The organism is Micromonospora sp. SL1-18, from assembly GCF_047921505.1.
Classification (GTDB): domain Bacteria; phylum Actinomycetota; class Actinomycetes; order Mycobacteriales; family Micromonosporaceae; genus Micromonospora.
The window spans coordinates 15,971-42,086 of record NZ_JBLROA010000045.1 but is presented as its reverse complement, the minus strand read 5'-3'; the positions used below and the strand labels follow the sequence as shown (position 1 = coordinate 42,086).

The window sequence follows — 26,116 nt, the reverse complement described above, 5'->3', positions numbered from 1 at the left end:
GATCTCGCCTCGGCCCGTCACCTCATCAGCCCGGCGAGCAGTGGCGCGTGCCGTTCGATGATCTCGTCAGTGACCCCGTCCCACCGCTCGGCGTACTGATCGGCCGCCGACTCCTCGGCGTCATCCGTCCGGGGCGGCACGTCCTCGTGCGCGAAGTCCGGCTGTTGCACCATGCGGCGACGGTAGCAACGGCACCCGGATCTTTGCGGCTTATTCCTCGCTGGCCGGGTGGGGGGCGACCTGGCCCTGGCGCAGGCGGGCGGCGCACAGCTCGGCCAGCTTCGCGTACGCGGGCGCGCCGATCAGCGCGGCCAGCTCCGGGGCGTACGAGACGTACATCGGCTCGGCACCGACGTGCGCGTCCGTGGAGGAGGTGCACCACCAGTCGAGGTCGTGCCCGCCCGCGCCCCAGCCGCGCCGGTCGAACTCGGCCAGCGTGGAGATCAGCACCTTGGTGTTGTCCGGCCGCTTGTGCCAGTCCTGGTCCCGGCGGATCGGCAGCTGCCAGCAGACGTCCGGCTTGTGCTCCAGCGGGTGCACCCCGTCGCGCAGCGCCTGGGCGTGCAACGCGCAGCCACCCCCGCCGGGGAAGTCGGCGTCGTTGAGGAAGACGCACGGCGAGTCGGTGTCCCGGGTGGCCGTACGCCGGGCCGGGTTCTTGCCGTCGACGGTGTCGTTCTCGGTCCAGTTCTTGAAGCCCTTGCGGAAGTGCTGCCAGGTCTCCGGGGTGAGCCGCTTGACCGCGGCGCGGACCCGCTTCTCGTCGTCGGAGTCGGTGAAGAACGCCCCGTGCGAGCAGCAGCCGTCCGCGGCGCGGCCGGCGATGATGCCGTGGCAGCCCTTGCCGAAGATGCAGGTCCACCGGGAGAGCAGCCAGGTCAGGTCGGCGCGGATCACGTGTTTCTCGTCCGCCGGGTCGACGAACTCGATCCACTCCCGGGGGAAGTCCAGCTCCACTTCCCGGCTGCGCGGGTCGTCGGGGTCGTCTACCAGCACATGAAGCTCGATCTGGCCTGTCACCCGGACCAGCGTACGCGGGGTGAGCTGGCCTGGCCGGCGAGCCGACGAAACGTGTTGGCCCTAGGCTCGCCAGCATGCGACTGGGTGTCCTCGACGTCGGTTCCAACACGGTGCACCTGCTGGTGGTCGACGCCCACCACGGCGCCCACCCCTGGCCCGCGCACTCGGAGAAGGTGGTGCTCCGGTTGGCCGAGCAGATCGGCCCGGGCGGCGCGCTCACCGAGGCGGGAGCGGACGGCCTGGTCAAGGCTGTCGGCATGGCCCGCACGGCGGCGGACGGGCTGGATGTTGAGGATCTGCTCGCGTTCGCCACCAGCGCGGTCCGCGACGCCACCAACGCCGGCGAGGTGCTGGCCCGGGTCCGCGCCGAGACCGGCGTACGCCTGGAGGTGCTCTCCGGCGCGGACGAGGCGCGGATGACCTTCCTCGCGGTGCGGAGGTGGTTCGGTTGGTCCGCCGGCCGGCTGCTGGTCGTGGACATCGGCGGCGGCTCGCTGGAGCTGGCCGCCGGCATCGACGAGGACCCGGAGGTGGCGATCTCGCTGCCGCTGGGCGCCGGTCGGCTGAGCCGCGAGTGGCTACGGGTCGACCCGGCCGGCACCGTGCCGCCGTCCGCCGAGGCCGTCGACGAACTGCGGGAGTACGTCGACACGCTGCTCGAGCCGGCGGCGAAACAGCTCGCCGAGGTGGGCTGGGAGCGTCCGGTGGCCACCTCGAAGACGTTCCGGATGCTGGCCCGGCTGGCCGGCGCGGCGCCCTCCGGGGCGGGTCTGTGGGCCCCGCGCAGCCTGACCCGGACCGGGCTGCGGCAGGTGCTCGGCTTCATCCGGCACATCCCGCCTGGGCAGCTGCACGAGTTGGAGGGGGTGAGCACCGGGCGGGCCCACCAGCTGCTAGCCGGTGCGGTGGTGGCCGACGCGCTGATGCGCCGGCTCGATGTGGACCGCCTGGACATCTGCCCGTGGGCGCTGCGGGAGGGGGTCATCCTCTGCCGGCTTGATCAGCTCGCGCCGATGTGATCACGAGAGGTCGGTCTGGGCGCTTTGCGGCTGCTCGTCCCAATGCCCGGTGACGGGGGCGGCTACCCTGAGGGGTGTGACTACCCGCGTCCCGGTGCTCCTGTCCAGTTCCTCGGTCTTCCCAGAGCGGACCGCGGCGGCGTTCCAGATGGCCTCGGCGCTCGGGTACGACGGCGTCGAGGTGATGGTCTGGACCGACGTGGTGAGCCAGGACCCGGGCGCGTTGCGCGGCCTGGCCGACCACTACGGCGTCCCGGTCCTCTCGGTGCACGCGCCCTGCCTGCTGGTCACCCAGCGGGTGTGGAGCTCCGACCCGTGGGAGCGGCTGCGCAAGGCCGCCGAGCTGGCCGAGACGTTGGAGGCCCCGACGGTGGTGGTGCACCCGCCGTTCACCTGGCAGCGGGACTACGCGCGCAACTTCGCCGAGGGCCTTGACCAGATCGCCGGCCAGTTCGGCGGGCTGCGTTTCGCGGTGGAGAACATGTACCCGGTGCGGATGGCCGGCCGGCAGTTCGTCCCGTACGTGCCCGGCTGGGATCCGACCGACACCGGCTACGCCTCGTACACGCTGGACCTGTCGCACTGCGCGGCCTCGCACACCGACGCGCTGGCGATGGCCGACCGGATGGGGTCCGCCCTGGCGCACGTGCACCTGGGCGACGGCACCGGCGAGGGGCGCGACGAGCACCTGGTGCCCGGGCGCGGCGGCCAGCCCTGCGCGGAGCTGCTCCGTTCGCTGGCCGGCCGGGGCTTCACCGGCTCGGTCGCGGTGGAGGTGACCACCCGGGGCGCGAAGAGCCGCGCGGTCCGCGAGGCTGACCTCCGCGAGGCCCTTGAGTTCGCCCGCGCCAACCTCACCGCCCCCTCCCCGGTCGACGCCTGACCGCGCCGGCCCCCGCCCGCCGGCTCCAGCGGGCGAGGCGGGGTGGTCAGCTGACCGGCGTGAGGGGTTCGGGCTGGGCGGGGACCGGGAGTTGGTCGCCGACCGCGGCGCGCTTTCGGGCCCGGTGCGCGGCCACGTGGGAGCGGGTGGCGCAGCGCTCCGAGCAGAACCGCCGACAGCAGTTCGAGGACGTGTCCAGGTAGACGTTGCCGCAGCGCTCGTCGGCGCAGACGCCGAACCGGGCGCTGCCGTACTCGCAGAGCCAGACCGACAGGCCCCAGACCGCGCCGGCCAGGTATTCCGACGAGACCGAGGCGCCCCGGCTGGTCACGTGCATGTGCCAGTCGCTGGAGTCGTGGCCGGAGATGCGCGGCTGCACCGGGAACGCCTCCAGCAGCGCGTTCAGCTCCGCCACGGCCTCGGCGTCCCGCCCCGAGGTGCCGTACTCGAAGACGTCGCGCAGGCGCTTCTGCGCTCGCCGGAAGATTGCCAGGTCCCGGTCCGCGACCTCTTCGCGCATCCAGGCGTTGTCGTCGGGAATGAGGGCCCGCAGGTCGTCGAGGTCGTCCAGGCGGGCGTTGACGAGGTCAACGCCGGTCCGGGCGTACGCGTCGAAGTTCACGACACCAACGGTAGACGACTCACGCGCTCCGCGGCGCGTCGATGTAGTGGGGGAGAAACCGCGCATAACCGTCCGTGATGAGGCTCGCGCTCTCCCGTACACCGGCGCCGGCGGATTCGCCGTCGATGATCCAACTGCCCAGCACCATGTGGTGCCCGGCGAATTCGGGCAACGCCCGGAACTCCTGGTAACAGAAGCCCTCGTCGCCATAACTCCCCGGATTGGCGATCTCGGTGCCAGCGGTGACGATACGTACCGAAGCTCCCTCCCGGCCGAGCAGTGGCTTCGCCACGTACTCGGTCATCCCGCGCGGCGAGTCCAGGTACGCCGGCAGCAGGTAGTCGTGGCCCGGGTACAGCTCCCAGAGCATCGCCAGCAGCGCCTTGTTCGACAGCAGCAGTTTCCAGGCCGGCTCGATCCAGGTCGTCGGGGTGCCCGGTGCCAGCGCCGGCGGCCCGTACGGCTCGGCCAGCATCCACTCCCAGGGATAGAGCTTGAAGCAGGTGTTGATCGGCCGGTCCGCGGCGTCCACGAAGCGCCGCCCGTCCCAGCCGATTTCCTGGATCGGCATGAGGGTGACGTCCAGCCCGGCCTGACGGGCCGTCTCGGCCAGATAGCCGGCGGTGATCTGGTCCTCGCCCGACTCCTCCTCGTCGGACCAGACCACGTGCACCCGCCGGTCATGCAGGCCGGCGTCGATCTTCGCCCACGCCCCGACCAGTCGCTCGTGCAGGCTGTTCCACTGGTCCGCCGCGGGCCGGGTGTGCTCCAGCCAGTACCACTGCACGATGCTCGCCTCGACCAGCGCGGTCGGGGTGTCGGCGTTGTACTCCAGCAGCTTCGGCGGCCAGCTGCCGTCGTACCAGAGGTCGAAGCGGCCGTAGAGGGTCGGCGGGGCCTCGCGCAGCGACCGGGCAACCGCCTCGGCGGCCCAGGCGGGGATGCCGAACTCGGCGTACCGGTTGCGGGCCACCACGTGCTCGGCGGCGGCCACCGCCATCCGGTGCAGTTCCTCGGTCGCCTCCTCCAGCCGGAGCACCTCGTCCAGCTCGAAGGCGTACGCGGCGGTCTCGTCCCAGTACGACATCACCCCGCCGTCGGGCAGCTCGGTGTCGACGTACACCAGGCCCTGGGAGCGGATGGTGGCGTCCCAGTCGGGGCGCTCGGTGCTCGCCTCGCGCCGCACATCAGCCGCCGCACGAGGCGAGGTGGGTGCCGAAGCCGCCCCGTTCGGGCAGCGCGGCGACCGGCGCGGGCTTGTCCCGGGCGGCGGCCGGACCGGGAACCCGGAGGGCCAGCGCGACCGTGTCGCCGCCGCCCCCGGCCGCGCCACGGGCACAGTCGTCATCATCGTTGTTGCAGGCGGTGAGGGTGAGCGCCAGCGCGGTCAGCGCGCCGAGCTGCACGGTGGCCGACCGGAACCGGCGTCGAGGGTGTCGTTCCACGTGCTCGTTGTAGCCCATCCGCGCCAGCCACCCGGCTGCAAGGAGGAGGCGTTCGTGAGCCGCTATGGGTTCTTCCTTTTCCCTTGTACGGGATGGAGCGTGACGTTGGCCGCCGCGCCCGGCGTGGGTCGGCGGACGGGCGTTACGCTCGGCCCATGCTCCGTTCCGTCATCCTCGCCGCCGCCCGGTCATCCCAGGTCGAGCGGCTCGTCGCGACGGCCCCGTTCACCCGGGACGTCGTCCGCCGGTTCGTCGCCGGCACCGGCACCGACGACGCGCTGCGCGCGACCCGCGAGCTCGTCGCCGACGGCCTCGTGGTCACCCTTGACAACCTCGGTGAGGACACCGTCACCCCGGAGCAGGCGAACGCCACCCGGGACGAATACCTCAAGCTGCTGCGGCTGCTCGCCGCCGCGGGGCTCACCCCGGCCGCCGAGGTCAGCGTGAAGCTCTCCGCGCTCGGCCAGATGTTCGACGAGCAGCTCGCGTACGACAACGCGCGGGCGATCTGCGCGGCGGCGGACGCGGCGGGCAGCACGGTGACCCTGGACATGGAGGACCACACCACCACCGACTCGACGCTGGACATCCTGGCCAAGCTGCGCAAGGACCACCCGTCGACCGGCGCGGTGCTCCAGGCGTACCTGCGGCGTACCGAGTCGGACTGCCGGGAGTTGACCGGTGCCGGATCCCGGGTACGGCTCTGCAAGGGCGCGTACAAGGAGCCGGAGTCCGTGGCGTTCCAGTCCGCCGTTGAGGTGGACAAGTCGTACGTGCGCTGCATGAACGTGCTGATGTCCGGCGACGGCCACCCGATGCTGGCCACCCACGACCCGCGCCTGATCGCCATCGGCGAGGACCGGGCCCGCTGGTTCGACCGCGACCCGGACCGCTTCGAGTTCCAGATGCTGTACGGCATCCGCCCGGAGGAGCAGAAGCGGCTGGTCGGCGAGGGGTACACGGTGCGCACCTACGTCCCCTACGGCGACCAGTGGTACGGCTACCTGATGCGCCGCCTGGCCGAGCGCCCGGCCAACCTGATGTTCTTCGGCCGCGCGCTCGTCTCCAAGAAGTGACTCAGCCGTTCGACCAGGCCCGGGTGCTCAGCACCAGGCGGTAGCCGTCCGGGTCGGCGAACGTCACCCCCCAGCGGTCCCAGTACGGGCCGGCGGAGACCCTGGTCCCGCCGGCCCGTTCCAGTCTGTCGACCAGGTCGTCGTCGACCGGCCCGTCCAGGTGGGCTCTGGCCGGATCACCCGATTGGTCGTACCCTTCGCCGGTGACCGACGGTGACGAGCAGGCCCCCGGCCCGGCGGGAAGCAGCCGAGAACAACCGGCCCGCCCACCCGCAGCCGACGAGCCCGCCGCGCCGAGCGGCGCAGCGTCGCGTCCCCGCCGGCGTTGGCCGCTCTGGACCGCGCTGGCACTGGTGCTCGCGCTGGTGGCGTGCGGTGTTCCCGGCGTACTCCTGCTCGGGTTGGTGGGGGATGCGGCCGGGCGGCCGGCGGCGGGCCGGAAGGACGACGCGGCCACGGCGGCGGCGCGGCGCCTCGGCGCGCGGATGACGGCGCAGCTCGACCGCCAGGCCACCGCGCTGCTCGGCGGCGACCCGGCCGGCTTCCTCGCCGTCGCCGAGCCGGCCGCCCGCCCCGCCCTCACCCGCCGGTACACCGCGCTGCGGGCGCTCCGGGTCACGGTATGGCGGCCGGAGGCGGACGACGTGCCGACGGCGGTGGACGGGCGACCGGGGGAGTGGCGGCTGACGGTGACCGTCGGTTACTGCTTCGTGGTGCCGGACTGCACGCCGAGCACGGTGGCGATGGGCACCCGGTGGCGGCTGGTCGGGGCGGAGCCCCGGCTGGTCGCCGTCGAGGAGTCCCGGGTGACGTCGGCCGGGGCCCGGCCCTGGGAGGTGAGCAACCTGGCCGTGGCGGTGGGGAAGCGGACCCTCGTGGCCACCACGCCCGCGCTGCGGGCCAAGCTTCCCGGGCTGCTCGCCCAGGCCGACGCCGCCGCCCAGGTCGCCGACCGGTACGCGGTCACCGGCACCCCGCCGGACCGCTACCTCGTCTTCTACGCCGGGCAGGCCGAGTGGCAGCGCTGGTACGGCGGCGGCCGACCGAAGTGGACGGCCGGGTACGCGGTCGACGTCGGCGGCGGACACTACGACGTGGTGCTGAACGCGCGGAGCGTCACCCCGAGCGGAGTGGACGAGCTGCTCCGGCACGAGCTGACCCACGCCGCGTCGCTGCCCGACGGGGGCTATTCCGACCGGTCCAACTGGTGGCTGGTGGAGGGGCTGGCCGAGTACGCGGGCGCGGACGGCCAGCCGATGAACCGCTACGAGGGCCTGGCCGAGGTGCGGAAGCTCGTCCGCGGGGGATGGGACGGCCGGCTCGACTCCCTGACGCCCGCCGACGACGCGGCCGACGACCGGGTCGGCGGCGCCTACGGCGTCGGCTACCTGGCCGTACGCCACCTGGTCGACCGGTACGGCGAGCAGCGGATGCTCGACTTCTTCCGGACCGTGGTGCACGAGCACCGGTCCCTGGACGACGCCGCCGACCAGGTGTTCGGCGACCCCTGGCCCGCTCTGCACGACGACTGCGTCGACTACCTCCGCGCGGTCGCCGGCTGAACAGGCGGCCCGTTACCGTCGGGTCGGTCGTGGTCGACGGGTCGTAGCATGGGCCGGGTGGCCCGCCCCCACCCGCCGCGACTGCCCGCGGCCACCCGCCCCCGCCTGCTCACCGCGTTCCTCGCCGTCGTCGCCCTGACCGGCACCACCGCCGCCTCCTGCGCGGACGACAAGTCTGGTGTCACCCTGGCCCAGGTGGGCCGCTCCGAAGTCGTGGAGGTGATCGACGCGCCGGCCACCGTGAGCGCCCGGGCCGCCGCCACCCTCACCGCGCCCGCCGACGGCACGCTGGCCAGCCTGCGGGTCCAGCCCGGTCAGCGGGTCGCCCGAGGTCAGGTGCTCGCCGTGATCGACTCGCCGTCCGCGCAGGACCGGCTGAAGCAGGCCCGCGAAGCGCTGCGCGCGGCCAAGCGGGCCGGCCGGGGCGTCGGCGTGGGCGACCTGAGCGGGCACCGGCGCGGCACGGACCAGGCCGCCGCCGAGGCGTTCGACGCCGCGCGCCAGGCCGCCGGGAAGATCGCCGACCCCCAGTTGCGGTCCGCGCTGCTGCTCCAGGTCGATTCGGCGCAGCAGCAGTACGAGTCCGCCGCCCGCGCCGCCGACCGGGCGGTCGCCGCCGTGCAGCGCGGGGTGGCCGGGCTGAACAGCGCTGTCGGCGCGCTGTCGACCGCGCAGCGCCTCCAGGCACAGCAGGCGTACGACCTGGCGAAGGCGACCGTCGACGCGTTGACCCTGCGCGCCCCGATCGCCGGGGTGGTGCAGCCGGGCGGCACCCGAACCGCCCCGACCGACCTCACGAACCTGCTCGGCGCGGCGGGCGGCGGCGCGGCGGGACTCGGCCCGTCGGCCCTCGGTGCCGGCGCACAGGGCGGCCCGCCGCCCGGGGTGGACGACGCGGTGCCGGCGGGCGGCCGGGTCACCGCCGGTACCCCCGTGCTCACCATCGTGGACCTCGGCGAACTCGGCCTGCTCGCCGAGGTCGACGAGACCGACGTGCTGCTGGTCCGGGTCGGCCTGCCCGCCTCGGTGGAGCTGGACGCGGTGACCGGCGCGAGCTACGACGCCACGGTCCGCTCGGTGGACGTGCTGCCCACCAGCTCCGCCCGCGGCGGCGTCACCTATCGGGTCCGCCTCAGCCTCGGCACCGGGCGGCTGGGCGAGGGCGAACCCGCCCCGGCTCCCCGCCCCGGCATGAACGCCGTGGTCCACCTCCGGGTACGCGAGGCCGCCGACGCGGTGGCCGTACCCGCCACGGCGCTCTTCTCCGCCGACGGCCGGGACGCGGTGTGGGTCCTGCGGGACGGGAAGGTCGACCGGGTGCCGGTGACGGTCGGCGTGCAGGGCCAGGACCTGGTGCAGATCGTCAGCGGGGTGCAGGCCGGCGACCGGATCGTGGTGCGCGGCACCGACCGGGTCCGCGACGGGCAGGAACTGAAATGATCCTGCCGGCCGGGGTGCCGGCGATCGAGGCGGTCGACGTGTCCCGGACGTACGAGCTGGACGGCGTGTCCGTGCCCGCCCTGCGCGGCGTGTCGCTCACCATCGCCCCCGGCGAGCACGTGGCGGTGATCGGGCCCTCCGGCTCGGGCAAGTCCACCCTGATGCACCTGCTCGGCGGGCTGGACCGGCCGACCGGCGGCCGGCTGGTGATCGGCGGCCGGGACGTGGCCACGCTCACCGCGCCCGAGCTGGCGACGCTGCGCAACGCGACCATCGGCTTCGTCTTCCAGGCGTTCCACCTGCTGCCCCGGACGTCCGCGGTGGACAACGTCGCGCTGCCGCTGGTCTACCGGGGGATCGGGGCACGGCAGCGGCGGGAACACGCGGCGGCGATGCTCGGCCGGGTCGGGCTCGGGCACCGGCTCGACCACCGGCCCAACCAGCTCTCCGGCGGTGAGCAGCAGCGGGTGGCCATCGCCCGTGCCCTGGTCACCGACCCGGCGGTGCTGCTCGCCGACGAGCCCACCGGCAACCTGGACACCGCCACCGGCGAGGCGGTGCTGGAGCTGCTCGAACGGCTGAACGCCGAGTCCGGGGTGGCCCTGGTGATGGTGACCCACGACCAGGATGTGGCGGCCCGGGCACGCCGGCGGATCGCCGTACGCGACGGCCTGATCTGGTCCGACACCGATCATGATCGACCGCTGTCCGGCGCTGTGGGTGGACCTGCGACACTGGACGACGCTCCCAGCGCGGGGCCCCGGTCCGCGTACGTCAGCGGCCCGGGGTGCCCGTCCGGGGGCGGGTCGTGAGGATCACCGAGGCCTGGCGGGTGGCGTCGGACGCGCTGCGGGCCAACCGGATGCGCAGCGCGCTGACCATGCTCGGGGTGATCATCGGGGTTGCCTCGGTGGTACTGCTGGTGGCCATCGGCACCGGCACCAAGCAGAAGGTCGAGCAGCAGGTGGAGGGCCTCGGCTCCAACCTGCTCCTGGTGGTCCCCGGGAAGCTCGAGGTCGGCACCGCCCCGGTGGTCTCCCCGCTGGATCTGAAGGACGTGGACGCGGTCTCCCGGGTGGTGGGCGACCCGGGACGGGTGGCCGTCACCGTCACCTCCGGCGCGACCGTCCGCGCCGGCACCCGCTCCGACTTCAGCACCGTCCAGGGCGTGCTGGAGACCACCCCGGCGGTCTTCACCCGCTCGCTGGCCCGGGGCCGCTACCTCAGCGGGGCCGACGTGGACACCAGCCGGCGGGTCGCGGTGCTCGGGGCGTCCGTGGCCCGGGCGCTCTTCCCCGACCGGGACCCGCTCGGCCAGCAGCTCGCCCTGTCCGGGGTCCGGTTCCGGGTGGTCGGAGTCTTCGCCCCGCTCGGCCAGAGCCTCGGCGTGGACCGGGACGACGAGGTGCACATACCGGTCACCGCCGCCCAGCGGCTCTGGGGCACCCAGCGGATCGACGGCATCGCGGTCAAGGCTCCCGACCGGGAGGGGATCGAGCAACTCGGTGAGCGGATCGTCGCGGAGCTGTCCCGCCGGCACCCGGACACCGAGTTCAGCGCCGTGACCCAGCAGCAGATCCTCGGCGTGCTCGGCGACATCCTCGGGGTGCTCACCGGCGTACTGGCCGCGATCGCCGGCATCTCGCTGCTGGTCGGCGGGGTGGGGGTCTCCAACATCATGCTCGTGTCGGTACGCGAGCGGACCCGCGAGATCGGCCTGCGCAAGGCGGTTGGCGCCCGGCCCCGGGACATCGGGGTGCAGTTCCTGCTGGAGGCGGTGCTGCTCACCTCGCTCGGCGGGCTGACCGGGATGGCGCTCGGGGTGGGTACCGCGCTGCTGGTCGACGCGGTCTCGCCGATCCCGGCCGCGATCACCTGGTGGTCGCTGGCGCTTGCCTTCGGCGTCTCGGCCGCGGTCGGCATCGTCTTCGGGGTGGTCCCGGCGCAGCGGGCCGGTCGGCTCGACCCAGTGGTGGCGCTGCGGGCCGAGTGACGCACCGACCGGCCGCTGTGCGGGCACGCACCCGGAACCGGACGTGGCGCCCTTACGGGTGGAAAACGCCAGGTCAACAGCGGGGAAACGGTGGCCGATCCATGATCAAACGCAAGAAGGGATCGCGCCGGTCACAGCCGCCCCGCTACCGTACTGGTAACACGCGCGTCGCTCGTCGCGACGGGAGCAACCCGCCCGGCGGCACGCGCCGGGCATGGGATTGGGTTGGTGAGCCATGGCCGGGTCGCAGTCCGACGGTCGACTGTCGGATGTCAGGTTCTTGACCGTCGCCGAGGTGGCGACGGTGATGCGGGTGTCCAAGATGACGGTCTATCGCCTCGTGCACAGCGGTGAGTTGACCGCGGTACGGGTCGGCCGATCGTTCCGGGTGCCTGAGCACGCCGTGCACGAGTACCTGCGGGGCGCGTTTCAGGAGACCGCCTGACACGCCGCCGGCCAGGCCGTCGAGTGCGACGTAACGGGCATCGACGGGGGCGCGTTGGTCCTGCTGACACGCTCCCGCTACCCTGGACCCCGATCGTGACCGCACGCCGGTGCGCCCTGCCCGCCACGCTGGTCCGGTCCGTTGTCCGCAAGCGGTCACCGGCGCCACCCGCGGTGGTGTCACCTGGTCCGCCCCGCACGTTGCATCGAAAGGCTGTCGTATGGGCTCGGTGGTCAAGAAGCGCCGCAAGCGCATGGCTAAGAAGAAGCACCGCAAGCTGCTGCGCAAGACCCGCGTCCAGCGTCGCCGTCTCGGCAAGTGACCGGGGCCGGGCTCCGGCCCGGCACCCGGCATCACTTGCCAACTGTCGACCCTCGGAGGCACAGGTGATCAGGCCGTGGACGTCCCGGCTCGATCCCGCTTGCCGGGCAAGGCGCACGACATGACCCCCGGTGGCACCTCCGGTGCTCCGGGGGTTGTCGTCGTGACCGGGGTCGGCCGCTACCTCGGCGCGCACGTCGCCGCCCGCCTCGCCGCCGACCCGCGCATCGAGCGCGTCATCGGGGTCGACCCGGCGGCGCCCGTCCCCGAGTTCACCGATCTGCTCGACGGGATCGAGCGGGTCCGCCTCGACGTCGACTCGCTCGGCGGCCTGCTCATCGACCTCGACGTCGACGCGGTGGTGCACCTGGCGCTGGTCACCGCACCCGACCCGCAGCACGGCGGCCGGGCGGCGATGAAGGAACAGAACGTCATCGGCACCATGCAGCTGCTCGCCGCCTGCCAGCGGGCGCCGCGGCTGCGCAAGCTGGTGGTCCGGTCCTCGACCGCCGCGTACGGGGTGTCGTTCCGCGACCCTGCCGTCTTCACCGAGGAGACCGAGCCGCGCGAGGTGCCGCGCGGCGGTTTCGGCCGGGACATCCTCGACATCGAGGGGTACGTCCGCGGGTTCCGCCGCCGCCGGCCCGACGTCACCGCGACCGTGCTGCGCTTCGCGCCGTTCATCGGCTCCACCGCGGACACCACGCTGACCCGCTACTTCTCGCAGCCGGTGGTGCCCACCGTCTTCGGGCGCGACCCGCGGCTCCAGTTCGTCCACTTCGACGACGCCCTGGAGGTGTTGCACCGCTCGGTCGCCGAGGAGCATCCGGGGACGTACAACGTCGCCGGTCCGGGGGTGCTCTCGCTGTCGCAGGCGATCCGTCGGGCGGGCCGGGTGGCCGTACCGGTGCTGGAGCCGGGGCTTTCCGGAGCCGTCGCCATCGCCCGCAGCCTGGGCTTCGGCCGCTACGGGTTGGACCAGGTCGACCTCTTCGTGCACGGCCGGGTGGTGGACACCACCAGCCTCGAGCGGGAGTTCGACTTCACGCCCCGCTCGACCGCCGCTGCCTTCGACGACTTCATCCGTGCCCACCACGGCGGCGTGGTGGTGACCCGGGACCACCTCGCCGCCGCCGAGCAGTTGGTGCTGCAGGGCATCCGGCAGGTCCGGTCCGCCGTACGGGAGCGGTCGTGAGCGGGGCCGACGAGCGGGGCGTGGCCCGTTACGACGTACCACTGACCGTGCCGGGGCCGGACGCGGAGCCGGCGCGGCGCAACGGACACCGGCGCACCTCGGCGGCCGCCGCCGACCCGGCGCCGACCGACGAGCCGGACACCTCCGCTGACGAGCCGGCAGCGGAGCCGGGGACAGAACCGGTGGCGGAGCCGGGGACAGAGCCGGCAGCGGTGCCGGAGGCCGGCGTCGTGGTCGCGCCGCCCGCGCCAGCGGTGGTGGACCGGCCCGGGGACCACTGGGACCGCAAGGTCGCCAAGGGTCTCGCCTTCCTGCGGCGGCGGCTCGCCGGCGACTACGAGGTGGACGAGTTCGGCTTCGACCCGGACCTGACCGACGCGGTCTTCCACCCGCTGATCCGGCTGCTCTACCGGGACTGGTTCCGCACCGAGGTCAGCGGCGTGGAGCACGTGCCGGACTCCGGGCCCGGCCTGGTGGTCGGCAACCACTCCGGCGCGGTGGCGTTGGACGCGCTGGTGCTGTCCACCGTGCTGCACGACCAGCACCCGGCGCACCGCTACCTGCGGCTGCTCGGCGCCGACCTGGTCTTCCGGATGCCGGTGGTCTCCGAGATCGCCCGCAAGACCGGCGGCACGGTGGCCTGCAACACGGACGCGGAACGACTGCTCGGCAACGGTGAGCTGGTCGGCGTCTTCCCGGAGGGGTTCAAGGGGGTCGGCAAGCTCTACGCCGACCGCTACAAGCTCCAGCGGTTCGGTCGGGGTGGCTTCGTCTCGGCGGCCCTGCGTACCGGCACGCCGATCGTGCCGGTGGCGATCGTCGGTGGCGAGGAGATCTATCCGATACTCGCCGACATCAAGCCGCTCGCCCGGCTGCTCAAGCTGCCCTACTTCCCGATCACGCCGACGTTCCCCTGGCTCGGGCCGCTGGGCATGGTGCCGCTGCCCAGCAAGTGGCTGATCGAGTTCTGCCCACCGATCCCCACCGCGCACCTGCGCGACTCGGCGGACGACCCGCTGGTCGTGTTCAACCTCGCCGACCAGGTGCGGGAGACCATCCAGCAGACCCTGCACAAGCTGCTCGAACGCCGCCCCGACCCGTTCGGCCCCTGACCAACCCGATACGGCACGGGCTGCGCCCACGTCGGCCCAAGGTCCGCGCAACATCGGGGAACCTGCTGGGAACCTGCTGCCTCCTGCGGCCGGGGAAGCAGCAGGTTCCCCGAAGTTGTCGCCTCCCACGAGGCAGGGCGGCGGTCGAGGAGGCGCGGCGGTCAGCCGGCGCGGTGGCGGCGGCGGTGCAGGGCCAGGCCGGCGGTGACCGCGCCGGCGAGCAGCCCGGCGACGGCGGTCGACGGTACGGCGATCCGGACCACCCGGCGCCCGGTGCGGAAATCGTGGATTCCCCAGCCGCGTCGGCGGGCCTGCCGCAGCAGCGCCGGATCGGGGTTGACCGCCACCGGGTGACCCACGACGGAGAGCATCGGCAGGTCGTTGGCAGAGTCGCTGTAGGCGGCGCAGCGGCCCAGGTCCAGCCCCTCGAACGCGGCGAGCTGGGCCACCGCCTCGGCCTTGGCCGGGCCGTGCATGAGGTCGCCGGCCAGCCGGCCGGTGTACGCCCCGTCGACCACCTCGGCGACGGTACCGATCGCCCCGGTCAGCCCGAGCCGGGCCGCGATCACCCGACCGATCTCCACCGGGGCGGCGCTGACCAGCCACACCCGCTCACCCGCGTCCAGGTGCCGCTGCGCCAGCCTGCGGGTGCCGGCCCAGATCCGCGGGGCCATCAGCTCGTCGAAGATCTCCTCGGCGAGCCGCTCCACGTCCTCGACCCGCCAGCCGTTGATGAAGGCGAGCGCGGCCTCCTTGGCCTGCGACATGTCGCCGGCGTCCTCGGTGGCGAACAGCCGGAACCTGGCCTGCTGCCAGGCGAACCGGGCCAGGTCGCCGGTGGTGAAGTACTTCCGGGCGGCCAGCCCCCGGGCGAACCAGTAGATCGACGCGCCCTGCATCATCGTGTTGTCCACGTCGAAGAAGGCGGCGGTGGTGGTGGGACCGGGTGCCGAGGCCGCCACCGTCGCCTCCGGAGTCTCCGACCAGCCGGCGGTGTGGCCGCGAGCGTCGGTGCTGGCCGTCACCTTCCGGGTCCGGGCCATGCGACCTCCTCCCTCGACGACCGCGTGCCTCCCCCACCGGCGAGCCTATCCGGTGGTGTGCGACGGGCGGCTGTCCGCGCGGCCGGAAGTGCGCCGTGGACGGTCAGCGGTCGGCGGGGCAGGCGTCCGGGGTCGGGCCGAGAGCATCGCTGGCCACCGGTGCCGGCAGTCCACACGCGATCGCGGCGCGGATCCCGGCAGCGCGGCTCGCCACGTCGTCGAGAAGGGCCAGTGACCGGTGGGTGCGGTCCCGCTCGACGTGGTCGGCCCGGTCGAGCAGCCCGCTGACCGCCCGCCGCTGGCCGGTGAGGAACCCGTCGATCGCGTTCAGTCCGGCCGGATCAGAGCGCTGGGTGGCCACAGTGGTCAGCAGGCGTACGCCCCGCCGGATGTCGGCGTCCATGTCGTCCAGGACGACGCTGAAGCCGATCCGGTCGCCGCGCACGGTGGCCGCCTCGTCGAGCCGGGTACGGGCGAAGTCGAGGAAGAGCTGACCCCGGCTGAGGTCGGAACTGGCCAGGGCGAGCTGGGCTCGCTCGGTGGAGCGCTTCATGCCATAGAGGGCATCGCCGGGCAGCGCGTTCTCGCTGGCGGCGGAGATGCCGGAGAGAGCGATCGCCCCGGCGGCCACCCCGACCAGGATCGCGCCCCGGGCACGGGCGCGTCGACCGGTCACGGCCGGCAGCAGCGATCCGCGTATGCCGGTGCCCGTCGCGGCGGTCTCCGGCTTGGCCGGGGCACCGACGCCCTCCCGCTCTGCGGTGGCGATCAGCATCGCGCGTAGCCCGGTGCGGAATTCCGCGTCGACCTCGACGGCCGGCCGGTCGGCGGCGAGTTGCTGGCCCACCGCGACGAGCGCGGCGAGTTCGTCGTCGGCCCGGGAACGGACGTGGTGCCGTCGGCCGCCGTTGGCCTCGTCGAGGAGCTGTGCGAAGCGCTCGGCACGCCGACGGGAGAAGAGGTTGCTGTCCACCGCGGGCACCCCCTCTCGCTGGTCGACGGCCGCCTCGGCCGTCGTCTTCACCAGCGACCGGTGGCAGCGTGACGTGACGGTCGACCGAGGACGGCCCACCATTCCCGCCGGACCGGGTGGCCCGGGGGACGCCGGGACAACCACTGGTCGCACCCGGAGAAACGGGCCGCGCCGGTCGCCGGTTACGGGGGCCGCGGCGGCGAATCACGAAGGGTGATCGTCGTCACTGGCGTCGAGGGGCACGCGTGGGCGGCCCCCGCAGGCCGCCATGCGGGGGTTCGGGAGGTTGCTGGTCAGGGCTGGAAGCCGTCGGGCAGCAACCGGGCCAGGGCCCGGACCGCCCGATACTGCAACGCCTTGATGGCGCCCTCGTTCTTGCCCATCGCGCGGGCCGTCTCGGCCACCGAGAAGCCCTGGAGGAAGCGGAGCACGATGCATTCCTGCTGCTCCGGGTTGAGCTTCTTCACCGCGGTGAGCAGCGCGACGTTGGTGATGTGCTCGACCACCGCCGCCTCCGGGCTGCCCTCGGGCCCCCGGTCCTCGCGGTCGGCGTCGAGCACGTCGCCGGTGGTGACCTCCAGCCGGTACCGCCCCGACTTGAAGTGGTCGGCGACCAGGTTGCGGGCGATGGTGACCAGCCAGGCGCCCAGATCCCTCCCCTGCCACGTGAAGCTGCCGATTCGCTTGAGCGCCCGGAGGAAGGTGTCGGAGGTGAGGTCCTCGGCGAGCTGGCGGTTGCCGACCCGGAAGTAGACGAAACGGAAGACCGTGTCGACGTACCGGTCGTAGATCAGGCCGAACGCCTCGGCCTCGCCGGCCTGCGCCCGTTCGACCAGCGCCCACACCTCTGTCGCGGGGTCGGACGGATCGGGGCGGCTCGGGTAGCCCGTGGTCGGGGTCGCGGCGGCGGGCACCGCCGGCAGGATGGCCGTGTCGGCGGCGGGCACCGCCGGCAGCACGGCGGTCTCGGCGGCGGGCACCGCTGGCAGTACGGCGGTCTCACCGGCCGACAGGTCGGTGGCCGCCGGGCTGTCGCCGACGCGCCGGCCCTGCGTCGGCATGGCCGGCCGGGACGGGGTGCCCAGGCGGCTGGCGGCGGGCTTCGCGTTGCCGCCGGGCACCACCGGTCGCGGCGGCGCCTCGTTGTGGTACGTGCGGTTGCGGACCCGCCGGGCCGCCCCCTCACCCCGCACCGCGAGGCCCGACGTCCCCTCGCCGGAGGCGCGGGACTCCACCCGCTCGTTGACCGGTGTTCGCTGGGTCGGGCCGGTCACACCGGCCGGTCGTTCCGCGTAACCGAAGGTGGTCACCGGGCCTCCCCGATCCACATGGGGCACGGCGGCACCGGCCGTCGCGGCGTCGCGGCGGGACCGCGTACGCCCGGGCCGGGCAGGGCCGTTCCGGGGCGTGCCGACGCGCGGCAGATCCCCTTGAGGTGCTGGTCCAATGCGCTCACAGGCACGGGGGCCTCCTCGGGCTGAGGGGTGTCGACTCACTGCAAATGGGGTGAGCCGACCCGAGTGATGATAGGGGCCAACGTCACCCTCGCGTGGCAAGTCCGTTACACAGAGCGGAAGTATTTCCCGTCCCGTCGCACCGATGGCGGACCGGTTGTCCGTCGTGTGTGGTTGACTTTCGCATCGCGACCGGTCCCGAATGGAACTCCTGGTCAATGCGATTTCCGTACTGCCCTCGGGCGTGTCGCCGTGGGCCGGCAAGGTTTCGGGCGCGGCCGGGCGGCCGGCGTGCCGGTGACGGCGGAGGAGCTGCTCGGACACTGTGGGCGTAGCCTGGCCCCGCCCGGCGGCAGCACCGGCACCGGCGCCGCCGACCCAGATCCGCACGGAGGTTCCCCATGTCCAGCAGTGACGCCCGGCTCGCCCTGATCACCCGGCCCGGCTGCCATCTGTGTGAGGACGCGAAGGTGGCGCTCGACCGGGTGGTGGCGGTCACCGGCGATCGCTGGCTCGAGAAGGACGTCACGGACGACATCGAGCTGGAGCGCGAGTACGGCGACCGGTTGCCGGTGGTGCTGCTCGACGGCAAGGAACACGGCTACTGGCGGGTCGAGGAGGATCGCCTGCTGCGGGACCTGACCACCCCGCAGCTCTGACCGGCCCTTATCGTGCAGCGATGACTTCGACGCGCGGCCACCTGGTGTGGGACTGGAACGGCACCCTGCTCGACGACCTCGACCTGGTGGTGCGGGCCACCAACGTCGCCTTCGCCAGCGCCGGCGGTCCGGTGGTCACCGCCGAAGAGCACCGGGTACGGTTCCGCCGGCCGATCGCCGCCTACTACGCCGAGATGCTGGGCCGGGCGATCGACGAGGAGGCGTTCGGCCGGCTCGACCGGGTCTTCCACGACGCGTACCGGGCCGGGCTGACCAGTTGCGCCCTCGCAGCCGACGCGGCCGACGCGATCGCCGCCTGGCCGGGCAGCCAGTCGCTGCTGTCCATGTGGTTCCACGACGAGCTGGTGCCGACGGTCCAGACCTACGGGCTGACCCCGCACTTCACCCGGGTGGACGGGCTGCGCGCCGCGGTGGGCGGCGGGCGCAAGGCCGAGTGGCTGGAGAAGCACCTGGCCGAGCTGGGGCTCGGCGGCCACGAGGTGGTGCTGATCGGCGACTCGCTGGACGACGCCGACGCGGCGCTCTCGGTCGGCGCCCGCTGCGTCCTCTACACCGGCGGCCTCTCCGACCCCGCCCGCCTCCGCGCCAGCAGCCACCCCGTGGCCGACACCCTCACCGACGCGGTCACCCTCGCCCGCACCCTCCCCTGACCTGGGGTTCTCCGCAGGGCCGGGCGGCCCGGGCGTGCGGGAGGGGGTTAGGCGCGGAGGTGGGTCAGGACGGCCAGGACGCGGCGGTGGTGGGTCGTGGCGTCCTGGGGGAGGTTGAGCTTGGTGAAGATGTTGCGGACGTGCTTCTCGACCGCGCCGTCGCTGACCACCAGGATCCGGGCGATCGCGGTGTTGGAACGGCCCTCGGCCATCAGGGCGAGCACCTCCCGCTCGCGTGGGGTCAGCGCGGCAAGGGGGGTCCTCACGCCGGCGCCGGACCAGCAGCTGGCCGATCACCTCCGGGTCGAGCACCGTCCCGCCGCTGGCCACCCGGTTCAGCGCGGCCAGGAACTCGTCGATCGCGGCCACCCGGTCCTTCAGCAGGTAGCCGATCCCGCCTCCGCCGGCCCCGCCGGTGGTGGCCAGCAGGTCGTCCGCGTACGACACCTCGACGTACTGGGAGAGCACCAGAACCGGCGTACGCGGCACCCGCTGGCGGGCCTCCACGGCCGCCCGTAGCCCCTCGTCGGTGTGCGAGGGCGGCATCCGCACGTCCACCACCGACACGTCCGGCCGGTGCGTCACCACCGCCTCGACCAGGGCGTCCCCGTCGCCGACGGCCGCCACCACCTCGTGTCCCGACTCGGTCAGCAGCCGCACCAGCCCCTCCCGGAGCAGTACGGCGTCGTCCGCGATCACCACCCGCATGGGTCCGGTGTCTACCACGTCCTCCGCCATCGGCCCGCCCTCCGGTCGCCGTCAGCGGGGCAGTTCGGCGCGGATCACGGTGGGGCCGCCGGCCGGGCTGGCCACGTCGAGCGCGCCGCCGGCGGCCCGGACCCGGTCGGCGATGCCGCTCAGGCCGTGCCCCTTGGCCAGGTGGGCGCCGCCCACCCCGTCGTCGCCCACACTGATCTCCAGCCGGCCGACCCGGCGGGTCACCTCCACCCGGCAGGCGGTGGCCCGGCTGTGTTTCGCGACGTTGGTCAGCGCCTCGGCCACCACGAAGTACGCGGTGGTCTCCACCGCCGGCTCCAGCCGTCCCTCGGGCGTCCCCAGGTCGTCGTCGACCAGCAGTTCGGTGGGAACCAGCGCGCGGGCGGCGAGGGCGGCCAGGGCGCTCGGCAGGCCCCGGTCGACCAGGATCGGTGGGGCGATGCCCCGGGACAGGGCGCGCAGCTCGTCGAGGGTTTCCCGGGTCTGGGCGACCGCTTCGTCCAGGGTCCGCCGGGCCGCCTCGGGGTCGACGGCGAGCTGCTGGCGGGCTCGGCTGAGGTCCATGGCGAGGCGGACCAGCCGCTGCTGGGGGCCGTCGTGGATGTCCCGCTCCAGCCGGCGCAGGGCGGACGCCTCGGCGGAGGCGGCGGCCCGCTTCTGCTCCTCCAGCGTGATGATGCGGTGGCGCATCTCGGCCACCCCGGTCAGCAGGGAGCGGGCCAGACCGGCCTGGATCCGGGCGCAGCCCCGGGCCACCAGCGGCAGGGTGAACAGGCAGAACACCCCGAACGAGGTGTTCAGCGCGATCCGTGGGACGGGCCCCACGCCCATCCCGAGCAGCTCGCTGAGGTCCTGCTGGCCGGGGCCGTGCGGGATCGCCCAGTCGTACGTGAAGTAGAGGGTGCCGCCGACGGCGACCGCCCACCAGACCAGCAACACCACGAAGGTGGGCAGCGACACGAGCAGCTTGACGAAGGCGTGCAGCAGGTCGAGCCAGGACTGCGGGTCGCGCATCGGCGTCAGGATCCGGCGCCAGTAACCGGCTTTCGGCCCGGGCGCCAGGTAGACGGGGCGGACCCGGGGTTGGCGGAGCACGGCGGGCAGCCGGAGCCGTTCGAGATCGGCCAGGGCGCGGACCGCGTACAGGGTGCCGGCGAGCACGGGCAGGCCGAGTGTGGTGACCAGCAGTCCGGCGGTGAGTGCGATCCCCGCCACCGCCACCACGAAGCCGACCAGCGCCAGTGGCAGGCCGAAGAGCACGTATCCGGAGTCGCGGAGCAGCTGCCCGGTGAAGCTCGGTGCCGGTGCGGTGGAAGTGGTGCCGGTGGCCAGGGGTGCGGCGGTCATGTTCCGAGGCTATGGGTCGTCGTGCGCCCGACCCATCCCGTGGACAGGCCTCTTCGGGTGGGGTTTTCCCTACCTCGCGGGCGTCGTCTTCCGTGACACACTTCGACAAGGCGCGTGCGATTGGTCAGAGAAGTCGGGATTGAGCAATAATCACCGAGCGGCGCCGATGGTGCGCGGTTATCGATCTTGTGGAATGGAGGGGCAGGTGAAGGCGCGTCGCGGGCCAGCAAGATCGCGATTTGTGCACCTCTTCACAAGCGCCTACTCTGTAGTTCCGACGCGCCCTGCTAGCACAGCCGGCAACATCGGTCGCCAGCGGGAGTCCCGGAACGGCCGGCCACCGACGCTGGTCGAGGATCGCACCGCACGGAGTCTCATGAGTCAGCACCGTCACCCAGGCGCGCCCGGCCGCGCCGGTGCCGTACCGGCGCTCCCGGACCTGCCCGAGGCGACCGTCGCGCGGCTCCCGGAATACCTCCGGGCCCTGCACGCCCTCGCCGAGGCCGGCGACGAGACGGTCTCCAGCGAGGGGCTGGCCAACGCCGCCGGGGTCAACTCGGCGAAGCTCCGCAAGGACCTCTCTCACCTCGGCTCCTACGGGACCAGGGGCGTCGGCTACGACGTCGCCCTGCTGATCGACCAGATCGAGTCGGTGCTGGGCCTCACCCAGTGCCGGTCGGTCGCCCTGGTCGGCGTGGGTAACCTCGGTCACGCCCTGGCCGGCTACGACGGCTTCGCCAGCCGCGGCTTCCGGATCGCCGCGCTCTTCGACGCGAATCCGTCCCGGATCGGCGAGGAGATCAACGGGCTGGTCGTCCGGCACATCGACGAACTGCCCCGGGCGGCCGTCGACGAGTCGATCTCGATAGGTCTGATCGCCACCCCGGCGTCGGCCGCCCAGGCGGTGGCCGACCAACTCGTCGCGGTCGGCGTGACGAGCATCCTCAACTTCGCTCCGTGCGTACTCTCGGTTCCGGAGGGGGTCGACGTGCGCAAGGTCGACCTCGCGATCGAGCTGCAGATCCTGTCCTTCCACGAGCACCGCAAGGCGTCGCTCACCGCGCTCCCCGCCACCGGCGGGTCCGCCCTCACCGCCCTGCCCGGCGGGCTCGCGGCCACCGACACCCAGGAGGCGATCGGCACGTGAAACTGCTCGCCGTCGGCGCGTCCTACCGCACCGCCCCGGTCGCCACGCTGGAGCGGCTGACCGTCCCGCCCGCCGACCTCACCCGTACCCTGGGCCGGCTGGTCGCCCAGCCGTACGTCGCCGAGGCCGTGCTCGTCTCCACCTGCAACCGGGTGGAGGTTTACACGGTCGTGTCCGGTTTCCACGGTGGCCTCGGCGACATCTGCGCCGTCCTGGCCGAGCAGGCCGGCTGCCCGCCGGCGGCGCTCGCCAACCACCTCTATGTGCACTACGACGCCGCCGCCGTCGACCATGTCTTCCGGGTCGCCGCCGGACTGGACTCGATGGTGGTCGGCGAGGCCCAGATCCTCGGCCAGCTCCGGGACGCGTACCACCACGCCAGCGGTGCCGACTCCGCGGGCCGGCTGCTGCACGAGCTCATGCAGCAGGCGCTGCGGGTGGGCAAGCGCGCGCACGCCGAGACCAACATCGACCGGGCCGGTCAGAGCGTGGTCACAGCCGCCCTCGACCTGGCCGCCGAGCTGCTCGACGGCGAGCTGGCCGGTCGACCCGCCATGGTGGTGGGCGCCGGCGCGATGGGCTCACTCGGCGTGGCCACCCTCTCCCGGCTGGGTGCCGGGCCGCTCAGCGTCACCAACCGCGGCGCCGACCGGGCCATCCGGCTGGCCGAATCGTACGGCGCGAACGCCGTGCCGATGACCGAGCTGGTCGACGCGCTCTCCACAGTGGACATCGTAGTGGCCGCCACCGCGGCCCCGGAACCGGTCCTCACCCGCGACGTGGTGACCCGGGCGCTGGCCCGGCGGGACGCCGGCCGGGGCCCGGTGGTCCTGCTCGACCTGGCCGTCCCGCGCGACGTCGGGGAGGGGGTCGCCGAGCTGCCCGGCGTCGAGGTGATCGACATCGACCGGATGGCCGCGATCCTCGCCGGCGGTCCCGCCGCCGCCGACACCGTCGAGGTGACCCGGATCGTCGCCGGCGAGGTCGACGCGTTCCTCAGCTGGCTGCGCGGCGCCGACGTGGCGCCCACCGTGGCCGCCCTGCGCGGGCGCGCCGACGACGTCGTCACGGCCGAGCTGAGCCGGCTGGCCCAGCGCCGCCCCGACCTCACCGACGACCAGCGCGCCGAGGTCGCCCGCACCGTGCACCGGGTGGTGCAGCGCCTGCTGCACCAGCCGACCGTACGGGTCCGCCAGCTCGCCGCCGAGCCCGGCGGCGACCAGTACGCGGCCCTGCTGCGCGAGCTGTTCGACCTGGAGGTGCCGCAGACCTCCCCGGTCGACACCGTGCTCGACGTGGTGGAGACCGACTCGGCCGGCCGGCCGTCGTTCGAGGTCGCGGACGTGCCGGTGGCCGACTCCGACATTCCGTCCAGCGGAGGTGCCCGATGACCGCCCCCCTGCGCCTCGGCACCCGGGGCAGCGCCCTGGCGATGGCCCAGTCCGGCCACGTCGCCGATGCCCTCACCAAGGCCACCGGCCGTGAGGTCGAGCTGGTCGAGGTGGTGACCGCGGGGGACCGTTCCTCCGCCCCGGTGCACCGGCTCGGCGTCGGCGTCTTCGTCTCCGCGCTGCGGGACGCGTTGACCGCCGGCGCCATCGACTTCGCCGTCCACTCGTACAAGGACCTGCCCACCGCGGCCGCCCCCGGCCTGCACATCGCGGCGGTGCCGCCGCGGCAGGACCCGCGCGACGCGCTGGTCGCCCGGGACGGCCGTACGCTCGCCGAGCTGCCGCCCGGCGCCCGGGTCGGCACCGGTGCGCTGCGCCGCATCGCCCAGCTGCACGCGCTCGGGATGCAGCTGGAGGTCGCCCCGATCAGGGGCAACGTGGACACCCGCCTCGGCCGGGCCCTCGGCCCGGACGCCGACCTCGACGCCGTCGTTCTGGCCCGGGCCGGGCTCGCCCGCCTCGGCCGGACCGACGTGATCACCGAGACGCTCGATCCGATGCTGATGCTGCCCGCGCCCGCGCAGGGCGCGCTGGCGGTGGAGTGCCGGATCGACGACCAGGACATGGTCGAGCTGCTCGCCTTGCTCGACCACGCATCGTCCCGCGCCGCGGTCACCGCGGAGCGGGCACTACTGGCCACCCTGGAGGCCGGGTGCAGCGCGCCCGTCGCCGCCTACGGCGTCGTCGCCGAAGGCGAGCCAACCGGCTCAAGCGGCGAGGGCGATGTTGTGCAGGAGATCTACCTGCGCGGGGCGGTGATCAGCCCGGACGGTACCCGTGACCTCCGGCTGTCCCGCACCGGAACGCCCGCCGACGCGGCGGAGATCGGCAAGGCGCTCGCCGCCGAACTCCTCGAACTCGGCGCCGACTCGATCCTCGGCCAAGAAGGACACACCGGCCCGGGGACCCAGCAATTTGGGAGCACAGAATGACCCGCACCCGTAAGCCCGTAGGCCGTGTCGCGTTCGTCGGGGCCGGTCCCGGCGACCCGGGCCTGCTGACCCGCCGGGCGCACGACGCCCTGGTCGACGCCGACCAGGTGGTGTACGACCGGGGGATCCCCGAGTCGCTGCTCGAGCACGTCCGCGCCCAGGCCAAGTCCGACGCCCAGTTCAGCCCGGCCGAGGGTGTACCGGGGGACGTGGCGAAGGTGCTGATCTCCGCGGCCCGCTCCGGGCAGAACGCGGTGCACCTGGTCGCCGGTGACCCGTTCGGCCACGAGTCGGTGGTCAAGGAGGTGCAGGCGGTGGCGCGTACCGCCGCGCACTTCGAGGTGGTCCCGGGCGTCGGCCAGGCCGAGGGGGTGGCCACCTACGCGGGCGTGCCGCTGCCCGGGGTGCGGACCGCCGCCGACGTCGAGGACGTCACCACGCTGGACTTCGACGCGCTGGCCGCGGCCGTCGGCCGGGGCTCGCTGGCCCTGGCCGTGGACGCCGGCGACCTGGCCGCGATCCGGGACGGCCTGCTGTCCGCCGGGTTGGACGGCGCCACCGGCGTCGGGGTGACCGGCGACGGCACCGGCGAGACGCAGTACACGACCACGTCGACCGTGGACTCCTTCGTCGCGGCGGCACTCGGTTTCACCGGCCGGGTCGTGCTCACCATCGGGGTGGGCGTTTCCGAGCGCGGCAAGCTGAGCTGGTGGGAGAACCGGCCGCTGTACGGCTGGAAGGTGCTCGTACCCCGGACCAAGGAGCAGGCCGGCGTGATGAGCGCCCGGCTGCGGGCGTACGGGGCGATCCCGTGCGAGGTGCCGACCATCGCGGTCGAGCCGCCGCGTACCCCCGCCCAGATGGAGCGGGCGATCAAGGGCCTGGTCGACGGCCGCTACGCCTGGGTGATCTTCACCTCGGTGAACGCGGTGCGGGCCGTCTGGGAGAAGTTCGCCGAGCACGGCCTGGACGCCCGCCACTTCGGCGGCGTCAAGATCGCCTGCATCGGCGAGGCCACCGCGAACGCCGTCCGGGCGTTCGGCATCCAGCCGGAGCTGGTGCCCTCGGGCGAGCAGACCTCGGAGGGCCTGCTGGCGGAGTTCTCGCCGCACGACGAGATCCTCGACCCGGTCGGCCGGGTGCTGCTGCCGCGCGCCGACATCGCCACCGAGACCCTGGCCGCCGGGCTCACCGAACGGGGCTGGGAGGTCGACGACGTGACCGCGTACCGGACCGTCCGGGCCGCCCCGCCGCCGGCCGAGATCCGGGACGCGATCAAGTCCGGCGGGTTCGACGCGGTGCTCTTCACGTCCTCCTCGACCGTGCGTAATCTCGTCGGTATCGCCGGGAAGCCGCACGCGCGTACCGTCGTCGCCGTCATCGGGCCCAAGACCGCGGAGACGGCGACGGAGTTCGGCCTGCGGGTCGACGTGCAGCCGGCCCACGCGTCGGTGCCCGACCTGGTGGAGGCGCTCGCCGCCTACGCCGTCGAGCTGCGCGAGAAGCTGGCCGCCATGCCGGCCAAGCAGCGCCGCGGCTCGAAGGTGCAGGGGCCCACCGCCCTGAGGTTCCGGTAGTCGTAGGGAGAT

26 protein-coding genes and 2 pseudogenes are annotated in these 26,116 nt (G+C 73.5%); 17 read left to right on the top strand and 11 right to left on the bottom strand.

Annotated features, from left to right (window positions below; translation table 11 throughout):
- Positions 1-17 precede the first annotated feature (17 nt).
- Both ACNAW0_RS20780 and ACNAW0_RS20775 read right to left on the bottom strand, forming a co-directional pair.
- Positions 18-173 (bottom strand): hypothetical protein, encoded by a 156-nt coding sequence (locus ACNAW0_RS20780; RefSeq protein ID WP_416289600.1) that lies wholly within the window; start codon positions 171-173, stop codon positions 18-20.
- A 37-nt stretch (positions 174-210) separates the two neighbouring features.
- Complete coding sequence (locus ACNAW0_RS20775; protein WP_416289599.1) at positions 211-1,020, bottom strand: hypothetical protein; 810 nt, start codon at positions 1,018-1,020, stop codon at positions 211-213.
- Between the two features lie 74 nt (positions 1,021-1,094).
- Here ACNAW0_RS20775 and ACNAW0_RS20770 point away from each other — a divergent pair, with 74 nt between their 5' ends.
- Positions 1,095-2,039 (top strand): Ppx/GppA phosphatase family protein, encoded by a 945-nt coding sequence (locus tag ACNAW0_RS20770; protein WP_416289598.1) that lies wholly within the window; start codon positions 1,095-1,097, stop codon positions 2,037-2,039.
- Between the two features lie 76 nt (positions 2,040-2,115).
- Positions 2,116-2,922 carry a sugar phosphate isomerase/epimerase family protein gene (locus ACNAW0_RS20765; protein WP_416289597.1) on the top strand — a complete coding sequence of 269 codons (807 nt, stop codon included), beginning with the start codon at positions 2,116-2,118 and terminating at the stop codon, positions 2,920-2,922.
- A 46-nt stretch (positions 2,923-2,968) separates the two neighbouring features.
- On the opposite strand, the gene ACNAW0_RS20760 is transcribed toward ACNAW0_RS20765, so the two are convergent.
- The 3 genes from ACNAW0_RS20760 to ACNAW0_RS20750 are packed head-to-tail and all read right to left on the bottom strand — an operon-like array spanning position 2,969 to position 4,989.
- Positions 2,969-3,544: a CGNR zinc finger domain-containing protein gene (locus ACNAW0_RS20760; RefSeq protein WP_416289596.1), complete on the bottom strand. Its 576-nt coding sequence runs from the start codon at positions 3,542-3,544 to the stop codon at positions 2,969-2,971.
- 19 nt (positions 3,545-3,563) lie between these two features.
- Complete coding sequence (locus ACNAW0_RS20755) at positions 3,564-4,730, bottom strand: glutathionylspermidine synthase family protein (protein WP_416289595.1); 1,167 nt, start codon at positions 4,728-4,730, stop codon at positions 3,564-3,566.
- Between the two features lies 1 nt (position 4,731).
- On the bottom strand, positions 4,732-4,989 hold the full coding sequence (locus ACNAW0_RS20750; RefSeq protein ID WP_416289594.1) for a hypothetical protein: 258 nt from the start codon (positions 4,987-4,989) through the stop codon (positions 4,732-4,734).
- A gap of 155 nt (positions 4,990-5,144) precedes the next feature.
- On the opposite strand from ACNAW0_RS20750, the gene ACNAW0_RS20745 reads away from it, so the two are divergent.
- Positions 5,145-6,065: a proline dehydrogenase family protein gene (locus ACNAW0_RS20745; protein ID WP_416289593.1), complete on the top strand. Its 921-nt coding sequence runs from the start codon at positions 5,145-5,147 to the stop codon at positions 6,063-6,065.
- A gap of 1 nt (position 6,066) precedes the next feature.
- On the opposite strand, the pseudogene ACNAW0_RS20740 reads toward ACNAW0_RS20745, so the two are convergent.
- Positions 6,067-6,228: pseudogene (locus ACNAW0_RS20740) on the bottom strand (VOC family protein); the annotation flags it as partial.
- A gap of 40 nt (positions 6,229-6,268) precedes the next feature.
- On the opposite strand from ACNAW0_RS20740, the gene ACNAW0_RS20735 reads away from it, so the two are divergent.
- The 8 genes from ACNAW0_RS20735 to ACNAW0_RS20700 all read left to right on the top strand — a co-directional run bounded on the left by ACNAW0_RS20735 (position 6,269) and on the right by ACNAW0_RS20700 (position 14,133).
- Positions 6,269-7,627, top strand: coding sequence for a hypothetical protein (locus ACNAW0_RS20735; protein WP_416289592.1), 1,359 nt, complete (start codon positions 6,269-6,271; stop codon positions 7,625-7,627).
- 48 nt (positions 7,628-7,675) lie between these two features.
- On the top strand, positions 7,676-9,067 hold the full coding sequence (locus ACNAW0_RS20730; protein ID WP_416289591.1) for an efflux RND transporter periplasmic adaptor subunit: 1,392 nt from the start codon (positions 7,676-7,678) through the stop codon (positions 9,065-9,067).
- Positions 9,064-9,879: an ABC transporter ATP-binding protein gene (locus ACNAW0_RS20725; RefSeq protein ID WP_416289590.1), complete on the top strand. Its 816-nt coding sequence runs from the start codon at positions 9,064-9,066 to the stop codon at positions 9,877-9,879. Before ACNAW0_RS20730 ends, ACNAW0_RS20725 begins: the two co-directional genes overlap by 4 nt.
- Positions 9,876-11,060 carry an ABC transporter permease gene (locus ACNAW0_RS20720; RefSeq protein WP_416289589.1) on the top strand — a complete coding sequence of 395 codons (1,185 nt, stop codon included), beginning with the start codon at positions 9,876-9,878 and terminating at the stop codon, positions 11,058-11,060. The genes ACNAW0_RS20725 and ACNAW0_RS20720 overlap by 4 nt, the downstream gene beginning before the upstream one ends.
- A 235-nt stretch (positions 11,061-11,295) precedes the next feature.
- Entirely contained in the window at positions 11,296-11,505 is a 210-nt protein-coding gene (locus ACNAW0_RS20715; protein ID WP_089005106.1) for a helix-turn-helix domain-containing protein, read from the top strand.
- Positions 11,506-11,725: 220 nt separating this feature from the next.
- Positions 11,726-11,827, top strand: coding sequence for a 30S ribosomal protein bS22 (locus tag ACNAW0_RS20710; RefSeq protein WP_007465623.1), 102 nt, complete (start codon positions 11,726-11,728; stop codon positions 11,825-11,827).
- 120 nt (positions 11,828-11,947) lie between these two features.
- Positions 11,948-13,021, top strand: coding sequence for an NAD-dependent epimerase/dehydratase family protein (locus ACNAW0_RS20705; RefSeq protein ID WP_416289588.1), 1,074 nt, complete (start codon positions 11,948-11,950; stop codon positions 13,019-13,021).
- Positions 13,022-13,251: 230 nt separating this feature from the next.
- Positions 13,252-14,133, top strand: a complete 882-nt coding sequence (locus ACNAW0_RS20700; protein ID WP_416289613.1) for a lysophospholipid acyltransferase family protein — start codon at positions 13,252-13,254, stop codon at positions 14,131-14,133.
- A 161-nt stretch (positions 14,134-14,294) separates the two neighbouring features.
- Here the strand turns inward: ACNAW0_RS20700 and ACNAW0_RS20695 are convergent, their stop codons facing one another.
- From ACNAW0_RS20695 to ACNAW0_RS20685, 3 genes are all read right to left on the bottom strand, one after another.
- The gene (locus tag ACNAW0_RS20695; protein ID WP_416289587.1) at positions 14,295-15,176 is read right to left on the bottom strand and encodes an HAD family hydrolase; all 882 of its coding nucleotides are present in this window, start codon (positions 15,174-15,176) and stop codon (positions 14,295-14,297) included.
- 103 nt (positions 15,177-15,279) lie between these two features.
- Positions 15,280-16,149: a DUF5667 domain-containing protein gene (locus tag ACNAW0_RS20690; RefSeq protein WP_416289612.1), complete on the bottom strand. Its 870-nt coding sequence runs from the start codon at positions 16,147-16,149 to the stop codon at positions 15,280-15,282.
- 293 nt (positions 16,150-16,442) lie between these two features.
- Complete coding sequence (locus tag ACNAW0_RS20685) at positions 16,443-17,459, bottom strand: ECF subfamily RNA polymerase sigma factor, BldN family (protein WP_416289586.1); 1,017 nt, start codon at positions 17,457-17,459, stop codon at positions 16,443-16,445.
- 545 nt (positions 17,460-18,004) lie between these two features.
- On the opposite strand from ACNAW0_RS20685, the gene ACNAW0_RS20680 reads away from it, so the two are divergent.
- Positions 18,005-18,262 (top strand): glutaredoxin family protein, encoded by a 258-nt coding sequence (locus tag ACNAW0_RS20680; protein ID WP_416289585.1) that lies wholly within the window; start codon positions 18,005-18,007, stop codon positions 18,260-18,262.
- 20 nt (positions 18,263-18,282) lie between these two features.
- Entirely contained in the window at positions 18,283-18,933 is a 651-nt protein-coding gene (locus ACNAW0_RS20675) for an HAD family hydrolase (protein ID WP_416289584.1), read from the top strand.
- 47 nt (positions 18,934-18,980) lie between these two features.
- Here ACNAW0_RS20675 and ACNAW0_RS20670 read toward each other — a convergent pair.
- Positions 18,981-19,641 (bottom strand): annotated as a pseudogene (locus tag ACNAW0_RS20670) (response regulator transcription factor).
- 51 nt (positions 19,642-19,692) lie between these two features.
- Positions 19,693-20,997: a sensor histidine kinase gene (locus ACNAW0_RS20665; RefSeq protein WP_416289583.1), complete on the bottom strand. Its 1,305-nt coding sequence runs from the start codon at positions 20,995-20,997 to the stop codon at positions 19,693-19,695.
- Positions 20,998-21,373: 376 nt separating this feature from the next.
- On the opposite strand from ACNAW0_RS20665, the gene ACNAW0_RS20660 reads away from it, so the two are divergent.
- Genes ACNAW0_RS20660 through ACNAW0_RS20645 form a run of 4 tightly spaced genes read left to right on the top strand, consistent with a single transcriptional unit; the run spans position 21,374 to position 26,104 of the window.
- The gene (locus ACNAW0_RS20660; RefSeq protein ID WP_416289582.1) at positions 21,374-22,144 is read left to right on the top strand and encodes a redox-sensing transcriptional repressor Rex; all 771 of its coding nucleotides are present in this window, start codon (positions 21,374-21,376) and stop codon (positions 22,142-22,144) included.
- Positions 22,141-23,535: a glutamyl-tRNA reductase gene (locus tag ACNAW0_RS20655; protein ID WP_416289581.1), complete on the top strand. Its 1,395-nt coding sequence runs from the start codon at positions 22,141-22,143 to the stop codon at positions 23,533-23,535. Before ACNAW0_RS20660 ends, ACNAW0_RS20655 begins: the two co-directional genes overlap by 4 nt.
- A complete protein-coding gene (gene hemC / locus ACNAW0_RS20650) occupies positions 23,532-24,527 on the top strand; it encodes a hydroxymethylbilane synthase (protein WP_416289580.1) in 996 nt (331 codons plus the stop codon). The genes ACNAW0_RS20655 and hemC overlap by 4 nt, the downstream gene beginning before the upstream one ends.
- Entirely contained in the window at positions 24,524-26,104 is a 1,581-nt protein-coding gene (locus tag ACNAW0_RS20645) for a uroporphyrinogen-III synthase (RefSeq protein ID WP_416289579.1), read from the top strand. Before hemC ends, ACNAW0_RS20645 begins: the two co-directional genes overlap by 4 nt.
- Positions 26,105-26,116: the final 12 nt, after the last annotated feature.

Bases quoted from the DNA above. Each gene is read 5' to 3' on its own strand.
- ACNAW0_RS20780 (WP_416289600.1), bottom strand. From the start codon at position 173: ATGGTGCAACAGCCGGACTTCGCGCACGAGGACGTGCCGCCCCGGACG.
- ACNAW0_RS20770 (WP_416289598.1), top strand. From the start codon at position 1,095: ATGCGACTGGGTGTCCTCGACGTCGGTTCCAACACGGTGCACCTGCTG.
- ACNAW0_RS20745 (WP_416289593.1), top strand. From the start codon at position 5,145: ATGCTCCGTTCCGTCATCCTCGCCGCCGCCCGGTCATCCCAGGTCGAG.
- ACNAW0_RS20730 (WP_416289591.1), top strand. From the start codon at position 7,676: ATGGGCCGGGTGGCCCGCCCCCACCCGCCGCGACTGCCCGCGGCCACC.
- ACNAW0_RS20725 (WP_416289590.1), top strand. From the start codon at position 9,064: ATGATCCTGCCGGCCGGGGTGCCGGCGATCGAGGCGGTCGACGTGTCC.
- ACNAW0_RS20715 (WP_089005106.1), top strand. From the start codon at position 11,296: ATGGCCGGGTCGCAGTCCGACGGTCGACTGTCGGATGTCAGGTTCTTG.
- ACNAW0_RS20710 (WP_007465623.1), top strand. From the start codon at position 11,726: ATGGGCTCGGTGGTCAAGAAGCGCCGCAAGCGCATGGCTAAGAAGAAG.
- ACNAW0_RS20705 (WP_416289588.1), top strand. From the start codon at position 11,948: ATGACCCCCGGTGGCACCTCCGGTGCTCCGGGGGTTGTCGTCGTGACC.
- ACNAW0_RS20695 (WP_416289587.1), bottom strand. From the start codon at position 15,176: ATGGCCCGGACCCGGAAGGTGACGGCCAGCACCGACGCTCGCGGCCAC.
- ACNAW0_RS20680 (WP_416289585.1), top strand. From the start codon at position 18,005: ATGTCCAGCAGTGACGCCCGGCTCGCCCTGATCACCCGGCCCGGCTGC.
- ACNAW0_RS20675 (WP_416289584.1), top strand. From the start codon at position 18,283: ATGACTTCGACGCGCGGCCACCTGGTGTGGGACTGGAACGGCACCCTG.
- ACNAW0_RS20665 (WP_416289583.1), bottom strand. From the start codon at position 20,997: ATGACCGCCGCACCCCTGGCCACCGGCACCACTTCCACCGCACCGGCA.
- ACNAW0_RS20660 (WP_416289582.1), top strand. From the start codon at position 21,374: ATGAGTCAGCACCGTCACCCAGGCGCGCCCGGCCGCGCCGGTGCCGTA.
- hemC (WP_416289580.1), top strand. From the start codon at position 23,532: ATGACCGCCCCCCTGCGCCTCGGCACCCGGGGCAGCGCCCTGGCGATG.
- ACNAW0_RS20645 (WP_416289579.1), top strand. From the start codon at position 24,524: ATGACCCGCACCCGTAAGCCCGTAGGCCGTGTCGCGTTCGTCGGGGCC.